23 protein-coding genes and 1 pseudogene are annotated in these 22102 nt (G+C 68.3%); 12 read left to right on the forward strand and 12 right to left on the reverse strand.

Translation table 11 applies throughout. The annotated features are described in order from the left end of the window. The 3 genes and pseudogenes from EDD30_RS32615 to EDD30_RS42255 all read left to right on the forward strand — a co-directional run. Positions 1 to 315 (forward strand): hypothetical protein, encoded by a 315-nt coding sequence (locus tag EDD30_RS32615; protein WP_071806441.1) that lies wholly within the window; start codon positions 1 to 3, stop codon positions 313 to 315. Between the two features lie 206 nt (positions 316 to 521). Next, positions 522 to 773, forward strand: coding sequence for a hypothetical protein (locus tag EDD30_RS32620; RefSeq protein WP_071806440.1), 252 nt, complete (start codon positions 522 to 524; stop codon positions 771 to 773). 114 nt (positions 774 to 887) lie between these two features. Then, positions 888 to 1229: pseudogene (locus EDD30_RS42255) on the forward strand (transposase); the annotation flags it as partial. A 352-nt stretch (positions 1230 to 1581) separates the two neighbouring features. On the opposite strand, the gene EDD30_RS40070 reads toward EDD30_RS42255, so the two are convergent. The 5 genes from EDD30_RS40070 to EDD30_RS32650 form a co-directional block, all read right to left on the reverse strand. Then, positions 1582 to 1785: a transposase gene (locus EDD30_RS40070; RefSeq protein ID WP_211277837.1), complete on the reverse strand. Its 204-nt coding sequence runs from the start codon at positions 1783 to 1785 to the stop codon at positions 1582 to 1584. Positions 1786 to 1884: 99 nt separating this feature from the next. Beyond that, positions 1885 to 2460, reverse strand: coding sequence for an IS5 family transposase (locus tag EDD30_RS40075; protein ID WP_211277836.1), 576 nt, complete (start codon positions 2458 to 2460; stop codon positions 1885 to 1887). Between the two features lie 326 nt (positions 2461 to 2786). Then, on the reverse strand, positions 2787 to 4100 hold the full coding sequence (locus tag EDD30_RS32640; protein ID WP_071806438.1) for an EAL domain-containing protein: 1314 nt from the start codon (positions 4098 to 4100) through the stop codon (positions 2787 to 2789). A 70-nt stretch (positions 4101 to 4170) separates the two neighbouring features. Beyond that, positions 4171 to 5604 (reverse strand): diguanylate cyclase domain-containing protein, encoded by a 1434-nt coding sequence (locus EDD30_RS32645; protein WP_071806437.1) that lies wholly within the window; start codon positions 5602 to 5604, stop codon positions 4171 to 4173. Between the two features lie 103 nt (positions 5605 to 5707). Further along, positions 5708 to 7030 (reverse strand): ABC transporter substrate-binding protein, encoded by a 1323-nt coding sequence (locus tag EDD30_RS32650; RefSeq protein WP_071806445.1) that lies wholly within the window; start codon positions 7028 to 7030, stop codon positions 5708 to 5710. Between the two features lie 787 nt (positions 7031 to 7817). Between EDD30_RS32650 and EDD30_RS32655 the strand changes: the two genes are divergently transcribed. Next, positions 7818 to 8684: a pentapeptide repeat-containing protein gene (locus tag EDD30_RS32655; RefSeq protein ID WP_170208295.1), complete on the forward strand. Its 867-nt coding sequence runs from the start codon at positions 7818 to 7820 to the stop codon at positions 8682 to 8684. A gap of 49 nt (positions 8685 to 8733) precedes the next feature. Here EDD30_RS32655 and EDD30_RS41640 read toward each other — a convergent pair whose 3' ends face one another. Next, complete coding sequence (locus EDD30_RS41640) at positions 8734 to 8856, reverse strand: hypothetical protein (RefSeq protein WP_280526186.1); 123 nt, start codon at positions 8854 to 8856, stop codon at positions 8734 to 8736. 166 nt (positions 8857 to 9022) lie between these two features. On the opposite strand from EDD30_RS41640, the gene EDD30_RS32660 reads away from it, so the two are divergent. Beyond that, complete coding sequence (locus EDD30_RS32660; RefSeq protein ID WP_211277835.1) at positions 9023 to 10048, forward strand: ATP-dependent DNA ligase; 1026 nt, start codon at positions 9023 to 9025, stop codon at positions 10046 to 10048. A 6-nt stretch (positions 10049 to 10054) separates the two neighbouring features. Here the strand turns inward: EDD30_RS32660 and EDD30_RS32665 are convergent, their stop codons facing one another. From EDD30_RS32665 to EDD30_RS32675, 3 genes are all read right to left on the reverse strand, one after another. Continuing rightward, the gene (locus EDD30_RS32665) at positions 10055 to 10873 is read right to left on the reverse strand and encodes a hypothetical protein (protein WP_071806434.1); all 819 of its coding nucleotides are present in this window, start codon (positions 10871 to 10873) and stop codon (positions 10055 to 10057) included. Between the two features lie 884 nt (positions 10874 to 11757). After that, on the reverse strand, positions 11758 to 12567 hold the full coding sequence (locus EDD30_RS39490; protein ID WP_071806433.1) for a hypothetical protein: 810 nt from the start codon (positions 12565 to 12567) through the stop codon (positions 11758 to 11760). Continuing rightward, complete coding sequence (locus EDD30_RS32675; protein ID WP_342353751.1) at positions 12564 to 13205, reverse strand: RNA polymerase sigma factor; 642 nt, start codon at positions 13203 to 13205, stop codon at positions 12564 to 12566. Before EDD30_RS32675 ends, EDD30_RS39490 begins: the two co-directional genes overlap by 4 nt. Positions 13206 to 13821: 616 nt before the next feature. On the opposite strand from EDD30_RS32675, the gene EDD30_RS32680 reads away from it, so the two are divergent. Continuing rightward, positions 13822 to 14316 carry a hypothetical protein gene (locus EDD30_RS32680; RefSeq protein WP_071806432.1) on the forward strand — a complete coding sequence of 165 codons (495 nt, stop codon included), beginning with the start codon at positions 13822 to 13824 and terminating at the stop codon, positions 14314 to 14316. Here the strand turns inward: EDD30_RS32680 and EDD30_RS32685 are convergent. From EDD30_RS32685 to EDD30_RS42185, 3 genes are all read right to left on the reverse strand, one after another. After that, complete coding sequence (locus EDD30_RS32685; RefSeq protein ID WP_071806431.1) at positions 14313 to 14666, reverse strand: hypothetical protein; 354 nt, start codon at positions 14664 to 14666, stop codon at positions 14313 to 14315. The genes EDD30_RS32680 and EDD30_RS32685 overlap by 4 nt on opposite strands. Before the next feature lie 73 nt (positions 14667 to 14739). Continuing rightward, the gene (locus EDD30_RS32690; RefSeq protein WP_071806430.1) at positions 14740 to 15381 is read right to left on the reverse strand and encodes a hypothetical protein; all 642 of its coding nucleotides are present in this window, start codon (positions 15379 to 15381) and stop codon (positions 14740 to 14742) included. A 97-nt stretch (positions 15382 to 15478) separates the two neighbouring features. Then, positions 15479 to 15844, reverse strand: coding sequence for a hypothetical protein (locus EDD30_RS42185; protein ID WP_143162752.1), 366 nt, complete (start codon positions 15842 to 15844; stop codon positions 15479 to 15481). Between the two features lie 512 nt (positions 15845 to 16356). Between EDD30_RS42185 and EDD30_RS41645 the strand changes: the two genes are divergently transcribed. From EDD30_RS41645 to EDD30_RS32720, 6 genes are all read left to right on the forward strand, one after another. Further along, positions 16357 to 16488, forward strand: a complete 132-nt coding sequence (locus EDD30_RS41645) for a hypothetical protein (protein WP_280526187.1) — start codon at positions 16357 to 16359, stop codon at positions 16486 to 16488. Positions 16489 to 16553: 65 nt separating this feature from the next. Next, positions 16554 to 17474: an ABC transporter ATP-binding protein gene (locus tag EDD30_RS32700; protein ID WP_170047364.1), complete on the forward strand. Its 921-nt coding sequence runs from the start codon at positions 16554 to 16556 to the stop codon at positions 17472 to 17474. Then, positions 17471 to 18283, forward strand: coding sequence for an ABC transporter permease (locus EDD30_RS32705; protein WP_143162751.1), 813 nt, complete (start codon positions 17471 to 17473; stop codon positions 18281 to 18283). The genes EDD30_RS32700 and EDD30_RS32705 overlap by 4 nt, the downstream gene beginning before the upstream one ends. Positions 18284 to 18381: 98 nt before the next feature. Next, positions 18382 to 19563, forward strand: coding sequence for an HEXXH motif-containing putative peptide modification protein (locus EDD30_RS32710; protein ID WP_170047362.1), 1182 nt, complete (start codon positions 18382 to 18384; stop codon positions 19561 to 19563). A 35-nt stretch (positions 19564 to 19598) separates the two neighbouring features. Beyond that, positions 19599 to 20450 carry a hypothetical protein gene (locus EDD30_RS32715; RefSeq protein WP_143162750.1) on the forward strand — a complete coding sequence of 284 codons (852 nt, stop codon included), beginning with the start codon at positions 19599 to 19601 and terminating at the stop codon, positions 20448 to 20450. A gap of 167 nt (positions 20451 to 20617) precedes the next feature. Next, positions 20618 to 22102, forward strand: a complete 1485-nt coding sequence (locus EDD30_RS32720) for a hypothetical protein (protein WP_143162749.1) — start codon at positions 20618 to 20620, stop codon at positions 22100 to 22102.

Genomic DNA, 22102 nt, shown 5'->3' on the forward strand with positions numbered 1-22102 from the left:
ATGCACGACAGCGTCTACGACCTCGCCGGCGACGACCCCCGCATCGCCAAGTTCCTGCGCACCGCCCTCACCCAACTTGCCGACAACCCCGACCCACCATTACGCGAGATGGCCCAGGGCGTCCTCGACGGCCACGTCGACCTACGCCAAGCCGCCACCTCCGACGCCTACGCCGCCAGCTTCAACGAAGGCTCTCGGGCCTTCTGGTCCTACTACGACAACCTCGACGAGACCGAACGGCAAGAACTGGCACGTACGGGAAAACACCAGCTCGACACGCTGCTCGACGGGCCGGACTTGTCACCGACGACATAATCGGCCGGACTTGAATGTCCAGACCCTTGACCCCCAGGCACTTTTTGATCTTGGTTTTCCTGCCGCATCTGCTGCCTGAGCTACGAACATCAGTCCACCGTCGTCCGTGGTTGTCCACATGATCACTGACGATTGTCACCCAGTTAGTCACCCATTCCAGTATCTCCGGCCTGCGCCGCGTCTACGACATGGGACACAATCAATGGATGCCCGACGGGCTGCAGAGCCTCAACGTCGTTAAGGTTGAAGACTCGCCGCTGCTGCTTACCGAGACCGGCGGTGGGACCGCCATCCACCCGACCAAGCGCCAGACATCCGGCGGCCGCGAGGCAATCGACCCGTTCTACCTCGATGGTCATGCAAACACTACGAAGGCCACGCCGTGCAGCGCCGGCGCCCGCTCGCCTGATTGCTCCCTTGCCGAGCAGGAGCAGGCCGAGCTCGGTCTGCACACGTGACCGCGGGCGCTGCGCGATGGTGAGGCCGGCGCCCGCAGCAACTGCCCTTTACGCGATCTACTGAATCGATGCTGATCAGCGCGACAAGGTGAAGATCAGTCTCGTTCGCCGGGCATGGGCAGGGCGTGGATCGTGGACGACGGCCTGTGGGAGTTGATCGAACCGCTGCTGCCGCCGTGGCCGAACAAGGTACCGGGACCGCGGCCGGTCCCGGTCCGTCTGTGTCTGCAGGGCATCTTGTTCGTGCTGCATACCGGGATCGGCTGGGAGGATCTGCCGCAGGAACTCGGCTTCGGCTCCGGGATGACCTGCTGGCGGCGGCTGCGGCGCTGGACCGGGACCGGGGCGTTCGATCAGGTGCATCAGATCCTGCTCGCGAAGCTGAACGCGGCGAACCGGATCGACTGGTCAAGCGTGGCGATGGACGGCAGTCACATCGACCGATCGCCGGGCGCCTGGGCCGGCCGCGACGCCGCTTCGTCACGCTGCCGGCGGACAAGGCGTACAGCAGTGCAGCGTTCCGTCGGGCCTGCGCGAGCGCGGCACCCAACCGGTCATCCCGAAGCCCAAGACACCCGGGATCAAGGGCCTGGGCAAGCTGCGCCACGTCGTGGAACAGACGTTCGCGCTTTAGGAGCAGCAAGGAAGGCAATCAGCGTTTTGTACGTGTGGCGCAGCCCGTGCGGGGTCAGATCCGGCGCGATCGGCAGCCAGCACGCCTGCGCCCGGCTCGCCGCATCACGGCCCCGGACCAGCACACCTTGCCAGGGATCCGCCGCGGTCGGCACCGGCCCGTCCGGAAACCGTTTCAGGGGCGGTGATGGCGGGCGAGTCGGCGGGTCATGATGATGATCATTGACCATTGGACGATGGCGGCGTGGTGCTCGGGTCGGCGTTCGTCGTCGCGTACGGTATGCCGGCATCGGCTGATCCAGGACAGGGTTCGTTCGACGACCCAGCGCCTGGGCGGGACCTGGAAGCCGATCTGCCCGGCGAGTTTCGCCACGATCATGACCGTGATGCCGAGGGCGGCCGCAACGTCGGTGAAAGTGCCGCTGTATCCACTGTCGGCCCAGGTCAGGGTGACCTTGTGGTAGCAGGTGCGGAGTGCTCAGATCAGGGCGCGTCCGGCCTGGCGGTCCTGTACGGATGCGGCGCTGACCGCGACCACCAGCAGCAGACCGGTGGTGTCGACGGCGATGTGGCGTTTACGGCCGTTGACTTTCTTACCAGCGTCGTAGCCCCGACTGCTGAGGGCCACGGTCTCAGCGGCGCGTACCGACTGCGAGTCAATGATCGCCGCGCTCGGAGCCCGATCGCGGCCGGCAGCGACACGGACCTGTTCCCGCAGGTACTTGTGCAGGTGGTTCACGGTGCCGTCAGCCGTCCAGCGGGCGTGGGAGTCGTAGACGGTCTGCCAGGGTGGGAGGTCGGCGGGCAAGGCCCGCCAGACGCAGCCGTTGTGGGCCAGGTAACGGATCGCGTCGACGATGTCGCGGCGCGCATGCGTCGGTGGCCGACCGCCGCGACGGCCCGGACGCCCGGTGGGGATCAGCGAGGCGATGGCCTGCCATTCCGCGTCGGTGGTATCCGAAGGATCGCGGCGGGCACGGTTGCTGGGCAGGTGTTCGGTGGACGCGGCCGGGGTGGTGGATGCGCCGGAACCGGCGACCAGGTAGAACGTCATACAGGGCCTTGGAGGGTGCACCCGGCGCCGTGCGGGTCGTGGAGCTGGGAGGCCTGCTTGAACAGGTACTCGGCGCGAGGGTAGGACAGCCTGCCGCGGCCGGTGTGGGGACAGATGTCGCTCAGACCCGGGGCGCGGCGCCCGGCGGCGGGAGCGCGCCGGTCGGCGAGGAACGAGTGCGACCTGGACTTCCTCGAATCGACGGATCCGACCCAGCAGGCGTGGATGTCTGTGCAGCAGAGGCGGATGGCTGCGCCATGGCAGGTCGGACCGGCTGAGGGAGGGCGACACCTGACCTCAGCAGTGGTGGATCCCCGACGGCAGCGCTACGGAGCCGTTACCGTCCGTCCGGCCTGCCGGTCGATGATCGGCGGGCTCTGCCGCTCGGCGGCGGTACCGAGCCGCCGCAACAGCATGCGGCCTATCGCGTGTACCAGGTCCGGGTCGCGGGTCAGCACGAAGTCGCCGGCGTCGGGCCGGATGCAGAGCGCCACCGCGCAGTGGGGGCCGATCACGGCCAGCACCGTCTCGGTCGGCTCCGGCCCGTCTGCCGGCGTCGTCGCGTGCCGTACCGAAGGCGGGACGCTGCCCGGCAGCGCGGGTCCGACCACGCCGACGAAGGACGCCGTTTCCGCCGCTGTCGCGAGGCGGGGCAGCCATACGTGGCCGGTGGCCGGATCCGCGTAGGCACCGAGCACCACCGCGTACGAGCCGGTACCGGTCGCCTGAGTCCACAGGTACTCGGTCAGGCCGTCGAGCAACGGCTGGTCGCCGGTGCGGCTGTGATGGCGGGCCGCGGCGATGCTGAACGGGGTACCGGCCGGCTCGTGCAGATCCGGCCGCGACGGCCGCAGACGGGCGGAGTGGTGGACCGGCCAGTCGGCGATCGCGCTCAGCGGGCCGGGCTTCGCGAACAGCCAGCCCTGCCCCCACCGGGCACCGAGGGCCTGCGCGATCGCCAGGTCCGCCTCGGTCTCGATGCCCTCGGCGAGCACCACCGCGCCGGTCCGGTCCGCATATGCGCCGGCCATCGCCGTGGTTTCGATGGTGTACGGGGCATACGGGTCGCGCAGCAGGTGCATGTCCAGCTTGACCACTTCCGGCTCCAGCAGCGGGAGAAAGGCCATCGACAGGGGGTCGGCACCGACGTCGTCCAGGGCGAGGGCTCCGCCGCCGTGGTGCACGACGCCGGCGATGTGCAGCAGTCCCGCCGGAACGGCCGCGAGCGCCCGCTCGGTCAGCTCCATCACGATCCGGAACGACCGCTCGGCGCCGAGTTCGGCCACCAGCTCGGGCGTCATGGCGTTGTCCAGCACGGCCGGTTCGGCATTGATGAAGACCAGCGGTGGCGTCACGTCCCCCGCGGCCCGGGCCAGCTCCACCGCCCGACCGAAGCAGAGCTGGTCGAGCAGCGGCATCAGGCCGGCCCGGTCGGCGGCGCCGAACAGCACGTCCGGGTACTCGACCAGTGACCCGGCCGGCCCCCGGGCCAGCGCCTCGACGCCCACTATCGACCGGGTGCTGAGGTCGACGATGGGTTGGTACAGCGGAAAGATCGCACGCTCGGCCAGCACTTTCGGGATGAGCGCCGCGGCCTCGTCGCGCGGGGACCGGCCGGCGTCCCGAGTCGTCGGGCTCATGCCACTCCAAGCGTCGGATTCAGGTCTCCTGACCTATGCCTATCGGCCGGTCCCGGCCGAACCTGAGGGGCTACGGGCGGATCGGCGTCGCTGTGCCGTGCTGAGCTGACCGGGCCCTCACGCGTTCAGCATCGACCCGTCGACGGGGGTCAAACGTCACGACCTGCCCCTTGCCCGCCGTCTTCGCGGCGTACATCGCCACATCCGCGTCGTGCAGCAGCGCGTCGACCCCGGTGTGGCCTTGCCATCTGGCGACCCCGACGCTGGCCCGCGGCAGGATCTCGCGGTCGCCCACGACGACCGGAGCCTGGATCGCCACGAGGAGCCGTTGGGCCACCGTCGGAGCGTCGTCCGGGCTGTCGAGGCCGTCGAGCACCACTGCGAACTCGTCGCCGCCCAGCCGTGATGCGGTGTCGTGACCGCGCACGCCGTCGCGCAGCCGCTGCGCGACGGCGGTGAGCAGCGCGTCGCCCACCGCATGCCCGTAATCGTCGTTGACCTGCTTGAACCCGTCGAGGTCAATGAGCAGTACCGCTACCGGTAGGCCGCGGCGGGCGCTGGAGATTGCCTGGGCGACACGGTCCCGGAAGAGCGTGCGGTTGGCCAGTCCGGTGAGTCCGTCGTGGAAGGCCTGGTGCCGCATTGTGGCGAAGGCGTCCTCGAGAGCGGCAAGGGTCTCGTTGAGGGCGCGGCCCATCTGCCCGACCTCGTCGTGACTCTTGACGTTGAGACGGCGGCTGAAGTCTCCGCGCCCGACGCCGCTGAGCACGGTGACGGCCTCCCGCAGCGGGCGGGAGATCGTGCGGGCCGCGAGCACCGACAGGGCGACCGCGACGATGGTGCCCGACGCGAGGAGCAGCATCATCAAACGGCCGGTGTTCTCGCTGCTCTCGCGCGCGCTCTTGGCGCCCGCGGCGACGGCGTCGACCAGATGGGCGAGGAACTCGTCGGCCCGGTCCTTCACGGCGCGGGCGATGGCCTCCGAACGCACCAGCACGATGGATGCGGCACGCTGCCGCTCGCCCAGCGCGCTGGCCTGCAGCGCGGTGTCCCGAGCGGTCCGCCACAACTTCAGGACCGCTTTGAAGGACTCGAGGCGGGAACGTTCCAGGGCGGGCAGCCCCACGTTGCTCAGCTTGTCGAGCAGCAGCGTGATCGTGCTGTCGGTGTGCACGATCGTGGCGGCCGCGTTGTCCTGGTAGAAGCCCCGGTCGGAGAGGATGTGGGCGAGGACGGCCCCCTGCTGGGTGCCGATCGCGGCGCGGATGGCCGTCATGTGCGCCAGGGCGACCACGTTCACCCGGTACTGGTGGTCCTGCTGGGCGGCGAGGTCGCGGCTGCTGAGCAGGCCGATCACGCCGACTCCGGCGAAGATCGCCGCGACGACGAGGGAGACGCCGGCGATCTTGGTGCCGACGCGCAGGTAGGCGAACGGACGGCGGAGTCGCGCGAACCAGGCCCCGTACCGGGGCTTGGCCGCTGTGCCGCTCGGTCCCGCGTCCATCACCGACGCGCCCCTCCTCCCGCAACCAGACCTTTCCGGAATATTTATCGGCGGCTGGGGCGGAGGGGTGAACCGAATACTTCCTTCGGATACGACGTCCACGTCACCCCGGCGGCCACGATGCCTCGATCTTCGCGAGCACGGTGGCCGTGTCGGCCCCGTTGATCCAGTCGACCATGCCCGACCAGAACGTGCCCGCGCCGACGGCGGAGGGCATGAGGTCCGAGCCGTCGAACCGGAAGGTCACCGTCGGATCAGCCAGCAGCTTCGCGGAGAGCTTCAGTACGGGCTCCGCCACGTTGGCCGGGTCGAAGCCGCGGTTGGCACTGATGACCTTGCCGATCCGGGCGCGGTTGTTGGCGAACTCCGGCGTGGACATGTAGGCGGTGACCAGGTTGACCTCGGGCCGGTCGGTGATCGCGCCGGCGAAGTTGCCGCCGCCGCTGATCGGCCGCCCGTGCGCCGGGTCGATCGGGGGCAGGTGGAAGGCGAAGACGTCGCCGTCCTCGGCGACCCGGGCGTTCGGTGGCAGCCAGCTCGTGTAGAACGACGCCTGATGGTGCATGCCGCACTTGCGCTCCAGGACCGGCAGGCCCCCCTCCTGGAACCCCGTCGTGGCGATGCTCTTCACGTCGCCGTGGCCGCCGTTGACGTACGCCGGGTTGCGCAGGATGGCACCGACCCGGTCGAGCGCGGCCACCACCCGTGGGTCGTTGAACGGGATGGTGTGCGCCACCCACTGGTCGAAGACGTCCGGTCCGGCGGTGCGCAGCAGGACGTCCTCGAGCCAGTCGGTGGCCGGCCAGCCGGACGCGGCCCCGGACGCGAGCCCGACACACCACGGCTTGACCCCGTCAGCGGCGATCCGGGCGGTAAGGGACATCAACTCGTCCCAACTGGTGGGGATGGCGTACCCCTTCTCCCGGAACAGCCGGGGCGAATACCAGACGAACGACTTGACGTTGCCCTCGATGGGCGCGGCGTACAACTGGCTGTCGACCGTCCCGTAGCGCCGCCAGTCGGCGGACCACCACTGCTCGGCGTTGGCCCGTACCTGGGCGGTGGCCGGCCTGAGCAGGCCTGCGCGCGCCATCCGTGCGATCAGTCCCGGCTGCGGGAAGAAGCCGATGTCGGGACCGTTGCCGGCCCGCACCCGCGACTCCAGGCTGGCCTCGAAGTCGGTCGAGCCCTCGTAGGAGATGTCGATGCCGGTGCACTGCTCGAAGGCCTCCCAGACCCGCTCCAGCGTGGTGGCCTCGACGTCGCGGATGCTCCCGTCGATGGTGACCTTCGTGCCGGCCTGACCCATGTACGCCCTGTACGGCCGGCAGGCGGCGCCGCCAGACTCCGGCTCTTCGCCGCCGCAACCGACCGCGACGGCGAGCGCACACGTCAGCGGCAGCAGGAACGCCCACACCCGCCGCATGACCACTCCTTCAGTCCGAATATCAGCCCAAGCTATCGGACCACGCGGACGCCCGAGTTCCGGTGACGAACTCAGCGCCGATTCATTCATCACATCCGGTTTGTGCTCGGTTTTCGTTTTGCTAACTCGAGATCGAGTAGGTCCGGTTCTACGCTCGCGAGACGAGCGGTGGCGGAGGTGGTGCTCCACTCCGCGGTTGGTTGCCGCAGGTGCCGCAGCCGGTTGGTGCGCGGCGGCGTTCGGTCGAGAGGCCGGCGGGGTTGTGTCCGATCTGTGCCGGCGGTCGCCGGTGGCGGCGACAGCCAGCCCCCGGCGCTGATCAAAACTACCTGGCTGTAGTTCGCCCGCGCCTCCTGGCGAACATGAACGTGCAGGTCACAGTGGGTGTGAAGGCTGTGAAGTCTCACTGGATCCGATCCGTGTCTCGTGAATCCGATCCCTACCTGATCCCGTCTCAGCGAATCTGATCCGGCATTCGCACCGCGCACCCGCTCCGCCGCAGGTCAAGTGGGGTGGCCCGGGATGCGTTGGCTTGACACCGAACGGTGAAATAGGCGGTATGCCCATTAAAGATCGTCTTCGGTGGCGTCAACGATCGGCGCCTGCTCGTCCAAGCGGGAGACCGGTTGGGTGGGGGGCGTCTGGCCGGCGCCGAGGCGGCTCGATGGCCGGGTGGCCGCGCAGGCTCGGCGACGACCACCGGCGGCGACGCGGGGGCCGTGGCCGGGGGACGTCTTCCGCCGCTGGGTCGAGTTGGCACACCACGGTCACGTCGATTGCTGGCATCGTGTCGGTGCTGTTGGTCGCGGCCGGGTTGTTCTACACCAACCAGGCCAACCGGGAACAGCAGCGGCTCGCAGTCCAGCAACAACAGCTCGCGGTGCAGCAGCAGGTCGCCGATCGGTTCGCCCGAGCGGTTGATCAACTAGGCCAGGAGGGTGCGGGCAAGCTGTCTATCCGCCTCGGCGGCATCTACTCATTGCAGCGGCTCATGCGCGACTCGCCCGCCGATGAACCGTCCATCATCGAGGTCCTGTGCGCGTTCATCCGCAATCACGCCCCTGCCCCCCGGCCGGCGAAGACGAACCGGCCCAGCCCTCCGCCGAACGCCTCACCAGGCGATGTGCGAGCCGCGTTCGTCGTCCTGGCTCACCGCCCCTCTCCTGACGATCGGGCGAATTCGCGTCTCGACTTGCCCGACACGTGGCTCTCACTACCCCACGCAAACCTGGGCGACGCGCACTTGAGCTTCACGGACCTGAGCTTCGCGAACCTCACTAGCGCGCATTTGAGCGACGCGGACCTGAGCTTCGCGAACCTGACTGGCGCGCATTTGAGCGACGCGGATCTGCGCGGTGCGGACCTGGGCATCGCGCAACTGCGTGGCGCGGACCTGCGCGGCGCGCATTTGAGCGACGTGAACCTACGCGGCGCGGACCTGCGCCGCGCGGACCTGCGTGGTGCGTACCTGACTGGCGCGTACCTGCGCGGCGCGAACCTGGACGGCGCGAACCTGACCGGCGCGCACTTGAGATTCGCGGACCTCAGCGATACGGACCTGAGCGGCGCAAGTCTGCACGACGCGGACCTGCGCGACGCTCGACGTGACGAGACGACGAGGCTCCCGGGCGACGTGCCGACGCCGAGCGGATAGGGCTCCGGTCACGTTCCGGTCCCTCAATCGGAGCGGTGGGCCGGTGCGTTCACTGGTGGGCAGCGAACAGGCCGAAACCTCGGCAGACCTGGCGATACTGGCGCGCCACCGACGCCACCCGCGCGAAATCGACATCCAGGCTGGCTTTTACTGGAAGCTGCGGCCCGGCCATGATCCAACCGTCGCCGACCAACCCGTTCTGCGGCAATGGATGTCATCCGCACCCACCTACCGGGCCGCCGCCATGTTCGGGCCGCGCCGGCCGGGCAAGTGCCTCGCTCGGGTGCCAAGCGCGCATTCCCGCCCGCCGCGCAGATAGTGATCGTTAGCGTCGGTGGGTGCTCAGGCCGCCGATCGCGCCGATGCGGGCGGTCGGCGTACCGGAGCTACCCGAGCCCGGGATGTGCCGCGGCGGGTGCAGCTACGAGATCAAATTCGACGGCTTTCGATGTCTCGCCTTCACCCGGCCCGGCGGCGTCTACCTGCAAAGCCGCCAGGCCAAAGACCTGACGCCGTACTTTCCTGAGATCGCCGCGGCGGTCGCAGCGGCACTGCCGCCGGACACCGTCGTCGACGGCGAAATGATCATCTTCGACCCGCAGGTCGGCCGTACCTCGTTCTCGGCGCTACTCGGCCGGATCACCGCCGGGCGTCGGCTACCCGCCGAAATCGCGCGTCGCCCGGCGAGTTTGGTGCTGTTCGACGTCCTCGCCGCCGCCGGAGAGGACCTGACCGGTCGACCTCTGCGAGAACGCCGCGCCCACCTCGAAGCCCTGCTCGCTGACGCGCCGCCTGCCCTGGTGCTGTGCCCGCAGACCACCGACGTAGAACTCGCCCGCGCGTGGTTCGACGAGTACCACGTCACGGGTGCCGAGGGTCTGGTCGTGAAGGACTTGGCCTCCCCCTACCGCGCGGGAAGAGCTGGCGCGTGGTGGAAGGTGAAGCGCCGCGTGACCACCGAGGCGATCGTCGGCGGGGTCATCGGCGCCACCGACGACCCCCGAGCATTGCTGCTCGGCCGCCTCGACCGTGGCCGCCTTCGGTACGTGGGCCGGACCGTCCCGCTGGCACTGAGCCAGCGGCAGGAAGCAGCGCGTTTGCTGACCGCAGCCGACGGCGAACACCCGTGGCCGAATCCGCTTCCCGCCGCCTGGATCGGCCAGCTAGACCAGCGCGAGCCGCAACCGTACGCGCAAGTTGAGCCGCTGCTCGTCGCCGAGATCGTCGTGGACCAGGCGTACGAGTACGGACGTTTCCGCCATGCCGTGCGGCACCTGCGCATCCGCGCCGACCTCGACCCCGGCGACGTCGAACAGTGGCGACCTTCACCGCCGGACCCGGGCGCCCGACAGTCCGCGGACTGACCCGGGTCACTGCGTACGCCGGATGGTGTTTCGCCGTGGAGCGTTGAGCGGTACGAGGTCCGCCCAGGGGTCTACCGGCCGGAGTGCCGGCCGTCCCGCCTCCGCGGCCCTCTGCGTGCCTTCGTCGATGTCGAGAAGGGCGTTCCTCCGCGGGGGCTGCACAGGGTGCGGCGGTGGAATCGCCTGCACCTGGTACGGGTCGGGTCCGCTGAGCGACTCGGGCGGCAGGGTCACCGCGGCGGTCCGCGGCCGGGCAGCGCGCCCCTTCCCTGCGGCTCGCACCGTGAGACGCTGCCGCTTCAGCCGGCCGCGTCCGGCCCCGAGGCCGGTCCAGGCCCGGGCGGTGACCTCGATGGCGAGGTCGCTTCCTGGCCACGGCGCCCCGACCGGCAGCAGGACGCAGTCCTTCTGCCGCGCCCGGGCCATCAGTGACCGGGCGGTGCCGTCAGTCACCTGCCCTGGCGCGGCGACCACGACGACGTCGAACCCGTCGATGAGGGCGGACACCACGGACGGCCAGTCCGGGCCGGGCGACGGGACGAGCGCCAGCCTGGCCAAGTCCAAGTAGTAGTCCTGCTCGGCGGCGAGCAGACCCAGCGTCGGCAGGCCACACACTGCCGCCCAGGCGCCCTGGCGCATCGCGTCGGAGAGCAGGGCAAGCACCAGGGAGGTCGAACCGCGCACGGACACGGTCGCGCCGCGACGGATGCCGCCGGGCCAGGGAAGCGGCCCGGCGGCGAGTTCCGGAAGAACAGGCAGCACTCTGGAGGCGTCCGGCGCCTCCAGCGCCGCTTCGTCGACGGTCTGCACGAGCTGGTGCGCCACCGCGGTGTCCGGTGCCCGCCGGCGTTCGCGATGTCCGCAAGGACGCGTTGGACGTCATCACGCCCGGCTACTCGTCGTGGACCGCCCCACCCCGCAGACGGCGAATTCGACGAACCGGCGCGCATCGATCTCCTCCTCCGACAGGCACGCAGAAGCGACACCGCGGGGGAAGACGCGAAAACACATAGCCGTACATATGTTCTAAGACGGCAGCATAACTGCTGCTAGAGGCACTGTCTCGTTGGTGTGACTGAGCGCGCTAGTTGACGGCAGTTGAGCGCCGCAGTTGGCGAAGTCGGCCTTGGCGGCCGGTATCACGCGCTCGGCTCTCGCCGAGCAGCAGTTGTTGTGTGCGCTCGATTCCTGCACGGATGGAAGCCGAGTGTGGGTCACGATCCGTCGGCCGCGAGGGCGCGTGTTGAGGAGGACGCAGCTGTGGGTCTCGGGGGAAGTCCTTGAGCACGGCGATGTACTGGTCCTGGACGGCGCTGGGCGAGGTCCGACTGACCATGCAGCTTGGACCCGCTGCCGCGGCCGGCGCCTCAGATCCGAGGACGGTATCGACCGCGGCTGCGGTTACCGCGGTTGCTATAGGGCCAGCAGAGTCGTGACGGTGTGCGGCGAGGGGGACAACGACATCCGATCATGACACGCTTCTGCCGTAGCACATCCGGTTCGGCTCGGGAGCAGATCGGTTGCCAGTCGCGCCTTGGCTTTGCGGCTGTCTGGCGCGGGGGTGTCCGCGATCTTGTCCGAGGATGCAGAAGCCCGTGAGCCTCCCTCGGTGACAGTGGCAGGGACGCACTGTGGCTGTTGGTCAGAGACGTTGACGAGACCGCCGCCCGACCCGCGACGGTGCGACGAACCGGACGGCGGTTGTCGGGTCAGCGGTGGCTTGGCGTGGTGCTGGGGCGGCCGGGGCTGGTGGGGCCACCGGTCGGGCCATGCGAGGCCGCTGATCCCTGCGTTGGGCGGCCGTGGCCGGCGGGCGCGCCGGTCGGGTGGCTGGCGTTGCCGTCCGGCCCGCCGCTGGGGCGCGAGGAGGCGTCGGGGTGGGCGGAGGATAGGGCGGCGCAGTAGGTGTCGACCTTGTCGCGACCGCCGGCCGTGGTGACCAAGACGGTGAAGGCGGGGCTGTCGAGGGCCTTGCCGCGCTCGCCGGCCGGGCGGGCGGTGTAGGCCTGGCACAGGCCGGTCAGTGACGGTGAGGGTGAGCCCTCGCCGCGTCCAGCCGTGGCGGACGCGTCCGGGCGGGCGGAGGCGGCGGCGTGCGGGGCGGGGCCAGCGGACGCGTCCGGGTGGGCGGAGGCGCCGGCGTGCGGGGCGGGCGCGTCGAACGCGCTGTGCGCGACGTCCTGCGCGGCGTCGGGCAGGGAGCCGGTGCCGGCGGCCAGGGCGATCCCGCCGATGCTGGCGGCACCCGCCGTGGCGGCGAGCAGCTTTGCGGTGGCAAGTTTGACCAGCGCGGTCTTGATCATGTCGGGTCTCCAGGGTGGGGGAACGGGTTCGCGATGCACGCGCCGGAACGCGGCCACCGCGGTGTCCTCGCCGGCCAGCTCGGCTGCCCGCGCGGGTGCGGTGGCGGCGTCGAGGAGCCGGGCCAGGGGCTCGGTGACGGTGTCGCGTCGCGCCGGGCCGCCGCTGAGCAGATGCTCGGCGGTGGCCCGGTCGATGGCGTGTCGGCGTGTGTTCATCTCGGATCCTTCAGCGCCGAGCCGCACCCGGATGTCACACCCCGAGTCGGTCGGGCACCGTCGCCGCGGCGCATGGCCGGACCTGCCGGGGCGGGCGGGCCGGCGGCGCTGTCGAGGGTGTCGGCGAGTCGTCGCAGTCCCCGGTAGGCGGCGGTGCGGACTGCTCCGGCGCGTTTGCCGAGCACCCGGGCGGCGGTCGCCGCGTCGAGGCCCATGACGACACGCAGCAGCACCGCCTCGGCCTGGTCGCGGGGCAGGGCGGCGATCAGCGCGAGCGCCGCGTCGGTACTGACCGCGTCGACTGCGGCGTTCGCGGGGTCCGGCCCGGCGGCCAGGTCGACCAGCTCGTCGACGCAGGCGGCCTGCTGCGGGCGGCGACGCCGCTTACGCAGGTGATCCATCGCGCGGTGCCGGCCGATGGTGGCGGCCCAGCCGCGGAACCCGTCGTCGTCACCGCGAAACGAGTGCAGGTCCCGGGCGATCTGCAGCCAGGCGTCGGCGGCCACGTCCTCGGCGTCGTCACCGACCAGCGCCCGCAGGTACCGCAGCATCCCGGGTTGAACCGCCCGGTACAGCTCGGCGAACGCGTGCTCGTCGCCGCCGCGGGCCCGTTCGACGGCGCTCATCAGACTCGTCACGGCCTCCCCCAGGCCGGTCGGCGAGACCGGACAAGAGCCGTGGGCGCGGTGAGGCGGAACATGTGTCTGGTCATCTCATAGGTGTCAAGCGTCGCCGAGCCCGCCGGCGTCACACCCCACCAGCGAATGTCTCACCGCCCGGGTGAATCCAACCGATGCTGGGACGGGCCGCCCGGCCGAGCGCCGATGTCTGGTGCGCCGACGCCGGTGAGGGCCACGGCGGCGAGCGCCTCGTGGGGTGCGTGGACATCTGCCGCACCGCCCAACTTGCCCGCGACCAGCCGGGTACATGGGTGAAGGGCACCCGCAGGATCATCAATCTGGCCGCGGTGTACGACTCGACGAAGCTGCGCGACAACGAGTTACATTGCGCCGTGGTCGGAAGGCGCCGTTGGCTGCGTCATCCCGGACTACGCCCCGCCATGGGACGTCCTCACCACCGGGGCCCCCGCCTTCATTCAGCACATGCAGAACGCCAACAGCTCCCGCATGCGCGGCTTCTACCCCGCCGGCCCACCATCGACCCGGTTGACCGACGCCGCTCTCAGCCGCCGTAACGGAGACACGGCATGCCCGGTCTCCTTCCCCCGACCGACCGGCTACAGCTGCGACGCCCATGTCGGCCAACGGCCTGTTCAGCCTCAGCCCCGGCTGCATGACCATCCACGTCGGCGCCAGCAGCGGCCTCGTCACCGTCGCCGTCGAGCCACGAACAGCGTCCCCGACCGACATCAACCTCGACGACTGGGACGAGATCGGTGAGGGCGACCTCTACGCCGACACCGGAGAGGTCATCGTCCGAGCACTCATGGACAGCCCTCCGGAACTCCCCGCCCTCACCGTGCGCGGTCCCGGAAACCACCGCGTCCGAGTCCACGCCAAAGGACGAGACCTCCACACCGACCTCGTCGCCTTCGAGCCGATCGAGAACTACCTCATTCAGGCGTGGCCCTCATCCGACCCTGCAGATGACATCATGATCAAGCAATCCGATACGTACGGCGCCGCCCTGCGACGAACCACCTTCACACCCGCGCCGTCCCAGCCGCGCACAGCACCGCCACAACGGGCGACCCCACCCGAGCACGACGCACGCAGGCTCGAGAACTAACAGCGCCTGGAAGCACAGAGCCTGTTTGATCCGCGCAATGCGGGACGAAAATCGGCTGTCGTCGTCGAGCGTCCGCCGCCGAAGGTCGCGGCCCATCCTCCGGTGGCCCGCTGGTGGCTGACGAGGAGCAGCGGTGGGTGGTCGCCGCGGACGACCGCCCAGAAGCGGGGGACGAGCAGGAGGGCGAGCCCGGCGGTCACGCCCATGGTGGTGTTGAACATGATCAGTCGCATCGGACGCTCCCAGGGGTGGTGCAGGGGGGTGGTCAGGTCGAGGAGCGGATCGAGCTGACCCTCACTAATTGTGCTTTGTCCTGCCGTTCCGAGCTGTCGCACCTCGGCGGTGTCCATCAGCCCACGACACCAGTATCGTCAGATGCCTTGTCACCGTCACCCACCCGAACATGACAGAGCGCTACGAGAGCTACTTCGAGATGGGTCGGATGGTGCCGCCTCCGCCGTTGCGGGCGTCGGCGATCTCCGCGTCGGTCTTGGTGGCGTGTTCGGTGGCGGCGAGCCGGAACGTGTTGCGGATCAGATGAGCTTGTAAGGAATCAAGTTGTCGGCGTGTTCGGTATCGGATGGGGCTGGCGGCCGATGGCGTTGAGAAGTTGCTCGGCGGTGTCGAACCGGTCGGCGGCCGGTTCGAGAGCGACGTTGCTCTCGCGAAGCACGGGCAGTGCGTCAGCGAGAGCGTTGTCGAGGGTTCTGAGGCTGACGTCGAAGGCGGCGGCAAGAACGTTTCAGGTGGCGAGTTTGCGTTCGTAGAGCACGGCGGCGAGCATTCTTCGGCGTCGGTGATCTTCTGCCGGAAGACGCCTCCGCGGGTGCCGGGCTGGCGTGGTCCGCCGCGTTGCTGGTGGCGGCGGTGCTCGATCAGTGCCGCTTGCCGCACCGACAGCCGATCGATGAACTGGTCGAGGTCGGGGCGCGACATGCTGGTCAGCCGTGGCTCGGCCAGCGCGTGGGTGAGCTGCTGGCGGGCGGTGATCGGCGTGTCCATGCGAAGGAACTCTTCGATCTGCTGGCCAGTGCTGAAGCACAGGGTGGTCGGAGTGATGGTCACGCCGTGTTCTTGCAGGAGGTGGCGGATGTGCTTGATCGGTGTGCCGAGGGGTGCGCTGGTTGAGTCCGAGCATCTCGGCCAACACGCCCCTGCGAGGTCACGTGCCGCAAGTAGAGAACGGCCAACAGAACCTGGTTCTTCGAGGAGAGCACCGGAAGTTTGTGATCCGCGGTTGCCTTGCGGCGGGGCCGCCGCGTAAGCGGTGCAGCCGTTCCTCGCGTAACGCACCCGGTTTCGGTGTCAGCCTCGCAGCCAGCAGGGCCAGGTCGTCGCAGTTCATCCCGGTCAGACGGGAGTCGGCCAGCAGATCGAGTGTCTGACGGCGTTCGGTAGCAGTGCCGACAGCCGGGCCCGGTGCGTGATCGGTGTCGCGGTCGCGAGGATGGTCGGTGTAGTTCCAGGTGACGCGTTCGGCGTGGGGCTCGATCGGCAGGCTCTTGAGCTGGGCCATGCTGATGGCCATGCCCAGTGGATAGGCGGCGGTGTCGAGTTCGGCGTGAACCTAAAGTCCGCTGCGGGTCGTGGTCGCGGCGATGCACTGGACCGCAACGTCGTGGCTGGTCAGCGGCCGACCGCGCCAATCGCACCGGGCCTCACTCCGCACTGGCTGCGGCACAACGTACAAGGCCCCCGCCGCCACCCCGGCACCATCGGCGAAGGCGCTGCTGCGGTGGCTGATGGTGACGCTGCCGACCATGCCCGGCCGTCCAGCTTGCAAGGACCAGCGACGGACCGCACGTCAAGCTTTAACCTTCCAGGTTCTGGTAAGGATTCTTCCGCCATTAATCTGCCGAAGGCGGGGTGGCGGTCCTTTTTCGTGCTGAAAGGACGGCGTCCATAGAGGCGCCGGGGATCCTCGTGGCCACATTCTTTCGCCGCTCGACCGACTCTCGACGGCTCCGTTACACGGAGTGCTACCGCTCAAGTGCGGCATTGCTGTCCGGCGCATCCCTGCGCCGACGAAAGGAGAAGAAGATGACGGAGAACACCGCTCCGGCATGGCCGGCCGAAGACTTCGAGCCGACCATCGAGGAGGCCATTCTCGCCAGCGGCGGGCACACGCAGCCGACCCTGCAGCCCGTTGATGTCGAGGATGACGAGTTCTAGTCGGTGAATCGGTCCTGGCCGCTGGAGCGGCCAGGACCTGCTCCACCGACGAATTGGAGCAGGCATTGGAACCTTTGCTGGCCGCCCGGACAGTGGGAAAAAGGTACAAGAATGGCACGTGGGGCGTGCGGGACATCGACCTCGACATCAACGGCGGCGACTTCGTCGGTGTGATCGGGTCCAACGGCGCCGGAAAATCCACGATGCTCTCGCTGTGCGCCGGGCTCACCCGCCCGACCGAAGGCTCGGTCATTCGCGGCCGGATGGTTCCGTACATTGGTTGGTGCCCTCAGCGCGATTTGGTGGATTGGTCCCTCACCGTGCGGCAGAACATCCTCCTGCCGCTCGCCGTGCTGGGAGTCACGGGGGCTCAGGCACGCAGCCGGGCGGCCGAAGTCATGGAGCTGCTGGATCTGAAAGGGGTGGCTTCTCGTCAGGTGGAATTGCTCTCCGGCGGTCAGCTTCGCCGGGTTCAGGTGGCACGTGCGATCGCCACGCGGGCGTCCGTGCTGATCCTCGACGAGCCGGCCAGTGGGCTCGACCCCGAGGGAACTGATCGGGTGTACCGGTACCTCGCGGAATTGACGCGGAAGAGTCGGACTGCCGTTCTTATCTCGAGTCACGATCTTGGGGCGCTGGAGACAGTAGCGAACCGGGTCGTGGAGATTTCGGAAGGACGCTGCGTCTATGACGGCCACACCGCGGAATACGTGTCTCAGATCGACATCGCGCCGACTACAGTGATCGCGACCGTCAGCGAGCACGCCGTCGACCAGGTGGTTGCCTCCATCGCCAAGATCGATGGCGCGCCCTGTCCGTCGCAGGAGGGGCGCATCGTTTCCATCCCCATCTTCTCTGCTCGGATGTTGCCAGCGGTGTTGGGCGCCCTCACGGCGTCGGAGCATCTCGAAAGTCTGACCGTCGAGAAGGCAGGGTTGCGCGATGCCTACCTGGCGACCCGGGGCCAGAGCGGTGATCTGACGTGAAGGAACTAATGTCTGAAACGACGACGGTCTCACCCACCCCTCGGCGGCCGTTCGCTGCGGTGGCCGTGCATTTGACCGCTTTCCATGCAGCGAGCTGGTGGAACTGGAGGAATTCCAACCTCGGTCGCCTTGTCGAGCCCCTCATCTACTTCGCGTTTCTCTGCACGAGTCTGCGAGGTGTCGTCACTGTCGAAGGTGGCGGTGACTCATACCTACGGTTCAGTTATGTCGGCATGCTGGGCTATGTCAGCCTGCGCGTCGGCATCGCGACCCTCGTGGACGTGGCGAACGACAGGAAGTGGGGGGTATACGCCATCGCGCGGATGGATGGACGCAGTGCCGGCGCATATCTGGCAAGTCTGGTCGCTGCGAATCTCGTTCTCATGGCGATCCAAGCGGCAGCCCTTCTCGGCCTGCTGGCACTGTTCGCCCCGACGCAGGTGACGCCGAGCGTCTGGAGTGTGACTGCGCTAGCCCTCGCCGGCAGCGTGTTCTGGAGCATGACAGGGGCTGTCCTGGCTTTCGGCGTGTCGTCGTACTCCCGGAGAGATCTGATTTCGACGCTGTCCCTGCTGCCGCTGGCGCTGACCGCACCTATCTTCTATCCCACAGATGTCATGCCGCCGGTCGTTCGCGCCATGGCGTATGTGAACCCTTTGACGTACGAACTCGATGCACTTCGGTCCGCGCTCAACGGCTCCTCGAACGTTGCCGCGACGGCCGCATTCCTGTTGGCCACCGCGTCCATGGCGGCGTTGTTGTCATTCGTGGCGCGCAGGTCCCCCTTGGTGAGTGGAGAGGTCAGCTGATGGATACGAATGTCGTGAATGTAACGAGCTTGATGGGGCACCTCCAATTCGGCGACGTGGCTCATGTCAGGGGACGAAGGAACTTCCTCACTCGCACGGTGCTCCTCGACAGCGAGGACTACGGCGCGGGAGTGGCCATGTGGCCGGAACGCTTCATCGAGGACCCACTGGTACGGATGGCCGCTGCGCTGGTCGCTCCGTCCTCGACGCGGGTCGCTGTCGCGCCACCGAGCACTGCAGCGGTGATTGACCGATGTAGTCAGCTGGCGCAGGGTACGCCCGACGGCGAGGCCGCCATCGCCGGCCGTGGCGGTGTGCCCATCCACGTGGTGCTGAGCTCCGAGTCGAGCCTTTGGGCACCGATCGAGAGCCGGTGGATCGCGGAGTTTCCGGACGAGACCAACGCCGCCTTAGGCACGGTGAGCGACGAGGAATACGCAGCATTGGCTGCGGCCGTCGACGAACTCTGGTCCCGGGCACCGGTCCTTGCCCGTGCCGTCCTGCTCCACGTCCATGCCATCGCGGTGTTCGACTCGCCTCGTACCGTCGGGAGCTGCACGGCGTTCTCCCTGCCGGGGGTCGTTTTGATCAATCGCGTGGTCCTACGGGATCCGCTCAAGCTGGCCGACCTGCTGTACCACGAAGCGGTCCATTGCAAGTACTACGACATCATGACGGTCGCCGCTCTCCTCAAGGAGGGGGCGAGTCGTCGATACGTGGCGCCTCCATGGCACGCCGACAAGGCCGCCGAGAAGGATCGGCTCTGGGTGGTGGAACGAGCGCTGGGGGCGTTCCACGTCTACGTGCACTACGCGGCTCTCGACTCGATGACGGATCTTGGTAGCGAACGGTGGCGAGGCTCCGCCCGAGAGCGGGCCCAGGCTCTGGCGGAGTTGCTCGCGACGGAGACAGCCTTCTTCACTCGTGAGGGAAGCGAGTTCCTCGCCTGGGGACTCGCCGTCCTCGGGCTCGAGCCCGGTCATGAGGCGACCGGAGAATCCGCCAAGGGTCTCCGGCAGACCGCCGCGGCAGACGGCCGTCCGACAGCGGTGCGTTCCGCCCGCGACGTGCGGCTGTACGGCTTGGAGCCGTTGGGCTACTTCCTCGTTCGTCGCGATCGTTCGGCGGCGTTGCAGCGTTTGGACGCGGCGAGTTGGGCCATGTTGACGAGGATCCGATGGGAGGAGCAACACGAGCCAGGAGCAGCCGTCGCCGTGCCTGCCGGACACGCCCGCGCCATCCGAGCGCTGACGAACGCCGGGTATCTGGAGGCCGTGTGAACCAGAACGGGACGGAGCCGGACCGCACGGCGACGGTGGTCCTCGGCTTCTTCGGCTGGGAGATCACAGCGACGTGCTCGCAGGCGGACAGCAAGCATCTTGAATTCCTCTACCGGCCGCACGTCATGCAGCAACCGAGCATTCACGCCGATGACAAGGCCTCGGTCGAGCTCCGGGCGGAGCACGAGGCGGGCTTCTTCAGGTCCGTGTTGGCCAAGGACGGCCGGGAGAAGAGTTTTAGCGTACGTATCGCAGGAGAGACGGTTCGCCGGACGTTCCGCGGCTGGTCCGGGAGCGCCGCACCGCTTCCACCCCTCGTGCATCCGAAGTTCGCCCAGAACTTCGTCGTCCTCAACGCCGCCGTGGTGGAGAAGGGCGGACGCTGCGTCGCCATCTTCGGTCCCAACTACTCGGGCAAGACGTCGGTAGCTCTGCACATGTGTACCGAGCTCGGGTGGTCCTTGGTAAGTGACCACCTACTCGTCCTTGATGCGCGTTCGGCGAGGGTGTGGAGCTACGGCTCCCCTGTGGGATTACGCGGGCGAGCAAGAGAGGACTTCGAGGCAAGCTCGGCCAACGAGACGATCGAGCGACGAGAGGTGATCTCGGAGGTGACGGGACGAGTCCTGCTGCTGCGCCCGGAGCAGCTCTGTACCACCACCGACGGCCTGCGAGGTTCGCTGGAGGGACTGGTCCTACTGTCTCCTGAATGCCGCGACATCCGGACGGTGCCCACCGCCGACCTCGGCGGACCTCCCTGCTTCCCTCCGGGGCGGTCGGCCGAGGCACTCACCATGCTTCCCGCTCACACCATCCTTGTGCCGGCGGCTGGTGAGCGCACACCGGGCCAGGCAGCCCACGCGATATCGGCATCCTTCGACATATGAAAGTGACGCCTCCGCTTGCACCGTCGGGAATATCCGTCGCCGGAAGGGATGTATTCCTCTCGTCCACCATCGGGGCGGCATGCCGGACGTTGCAACGGTGGCGATGTCGGACGGACGGCTCGCTGGAGCCGATTGCCATGATCGGGCTCCCGGACACAGCCCGGGTGATGACTGCAGTGCCGGACAGCACCGGCAGTCGCGCCCTGCTGCTGCCGACCGTGCGCGGCGAAGAGACGCCTACTCCGCTCCTGGCCACCTTCGACGGCCGCGGTGTCGGCATCAGGGCGTTGGATCTCCGGATGTCCCATCTCCCCGCCGTCGTCGCCGTACGTGGGCGAGGCTTCCTCGCTATCGGCACGACTCTGACGGACTCGGCAGATGCCAGCAGTGGCATCTATCTGTGCCGCAACGCCGGCGTCTGCATGCTCGGCCGGCTACGAGCCGACGAGCAGCTCGCCGGATCCTCGCCGATCATCGGCCTCGGGGACACCACTGTCGTCACCCGCTGCACCATAGGCTCGACGCCGGTCACCGTGATCCGTGCGATCGGTGGGCGTGCCTCACATGTGCTCTGGGAGGAGACCGTCCCGGCGGATGCTCCGATGGCCCGTTTCCGAGGCGCCCTTTACGTTCTCAATCGAGCCGGTACGCCGGAAGCGGAATTGTGGCGTCTGACTCCCGGCAGATGGAAGTGGCAGTTTGTCCAAGCGGTGCCGGACGTAGCCATGCTCGGTGCGACCGAGGCTGGGCTGGTCGGTGTGAAGCGTGGCCGCAGGCTCGTAGCGGTCGCGTTCGGTCCCGGCGAGCCTCCCCGTCCGAGGATGACATTCGATGCAGGTGTCGGCGTCAGCCAGATGGTCTCCAGCGACACCAGCCCGATTCAGGTCTTCCAGCTGTCCGGCGCCGACGGCCGCCGCTCCCTGGCCTGGCTCACAGACGGTGGCACCGCGGGCGCCGTTACCGAGCCTTACCGAAAGCCGACCATCAGCAGGCAAGGTCCGCTTCACCAATATGCGGTCGCGACATCGCGGCGCACCGTCTCGTCCCGGGACACCAACAGTTTCCATCGCGACGTCGTGCCGTATCTGCAACGCCGCGGCGTTGCCGTCGTATCCGTGTCCGGTTCGGGCCGCGACGGCACCTTTGTGCCTCACATGTACGTCGATTTCCTCACAACCCGCCCCTCGGAGGAGTCCTTCGTACTCGAGGGATTCAGTATCGACGCGGTCGGTGCCCTCCTGGCGGTGATCAAGGTGCCGACGAAGGTTGCCGGTGTCATTCTGCGCTTTCCGGTGTCCCGGTTGTCGTCGCTGGTCGAACAACCGGGCGGGTGGAGGTGGGGGACCGTGCTGGAACGAGTCGATCCCATGTGGAGAACACGGTTCGAACCCCTGCGGATGCTGGCTGGCTGCAACGGCCTGCCGCCGCTGTTGCTGCTGGCAGGACGTTTTGACCGTCGTGTGCCTGGTGACCAACGGGCGCTTTTCGACGAGTACCGCGCCAGGAGCGCCAGCCCGGACAGATGCCGATTCGTCGAGTACGACTGCGGCCATGACTTGCACGTCAGTACCGCGACGCAGGAACGACAGAAGCGGGACATTCTGCAGTTTTGGAACTCTCTTCACCAAGATGCCGTCAGGCTGGGGGTATAG

It is taken from the genome of Couchioplanes caeruleus (assembly GCF_003751945.1).
Lineage (GTDB): Bacteria > Actinomycetota > Actinomycetes > Mycobacteriales > Micromonosporaceae > Actinoplanes > Actinoplanes caeruleus.

Excerpts from the sequence above, each read along its gene's own strand:
- EDD30_RS42185 (WP_143162752.1), bottom strand. The coding sequence starts at position 15,844 with ATGGCCATCAGCATGGCCCAGCTCAAGAGCCTGCCGATCGAGCCCCAC.
- EDD30_RS32720 (WP_143162749.1), top strand. The coding sequence starts at position 20,618 with ATGACTGCAGTGCCGGACAGCACCGGCAGTCGCGCCCTGCTGCTGCCG.
- EDD30_RS39490 (WP_071806433.1), bottom strand. The coding sequence starts at position 12,567 with ATGAACACACGCCGACACGCCATCGACCGGGCCACCGCCGAGCATCTG.
- EDD30_RS32615 (WP_071806441.1), top strand. The coding sequence starts at position 1 with ATGCACGACAGCGTCTACGACCTCGCCGGCGACGACCCCCGCATCGCC.
- EDD30_RS32680 (WP_071806432.1), top strand. The coding sequence starts at position 13,822 with ATGTCGGCCAACGGCCTGTTCAGCCTCAGCCCCGGCTGCATGACCATC.
- EDD30_RS32640 (WP_071806438.1), bottom strand. The coding sequence starts at position 4,100 with ATGAGCCCGACGACTCGGGACGCCGGCCGGTCCCCGCGCGACGAGGCC.
- EDD30_RS41645 (WP_280526187.1), top strand. The coding sequence starts at position 16,357 with ATGACGGAGAACACCGCTCCGGCATGGCCGGCCGAAGACTTCGAGCCG.
- EDD30_RS32620 (WP_071806440.1), top strand. The coding sequence starts at position 522 with ATGCCCGACGGGCTGCAGAGCCTCAACGTCGTTAAGGTTGAAGACTCG.
- EDD30_RS41640 (WP_280526186.1), bottom strand. The coding sequence starts at position 8,856 with ATGGCCGGGCCGCAGCTTCCAGTAAAAGCCAGCCTGGATGTCGATTTC.
- EDD30_RS32650 (WP_071806445.1), bottom strand. The coding sequence starts at position 7,030 with ATGCGGCGGGTGTGGGCGTTCCTGCTGCCGCTGACGTGTGCGCTCGCC.
- EDD30_RS32685 (WP_071806431.1), bottom strand. The coding sequence starts at position 14,666 with ATGGACACCGCCGAGGTGCGACAGCTCGGAACGGCAGGACAAAGCACA.
- EDD30_RS40070 (WP_211277837.1), bottom strand. The coding sequence starts at position 1,785 with ATGATCGTGGCGAAACTCGCCGGGCAGATCGGCTTCCAGGTCCCGCCC.
- EDD30_RS40075 (WP_211277836.1), bottom strand. The coding sequence starts at position 2,460 with ATGACGTTCTACCTGGTCGCCGGTTCCGGCGCATCCACCACCCCGGCC.
- EDD30_RS32645 (WP_071806437.1), bottom strand. The coding sequence starts at position 5,604 with ATGGACGCGGGACCGAGCGGCACAGCGGCCAAGCCCCGGTACGGGGCC.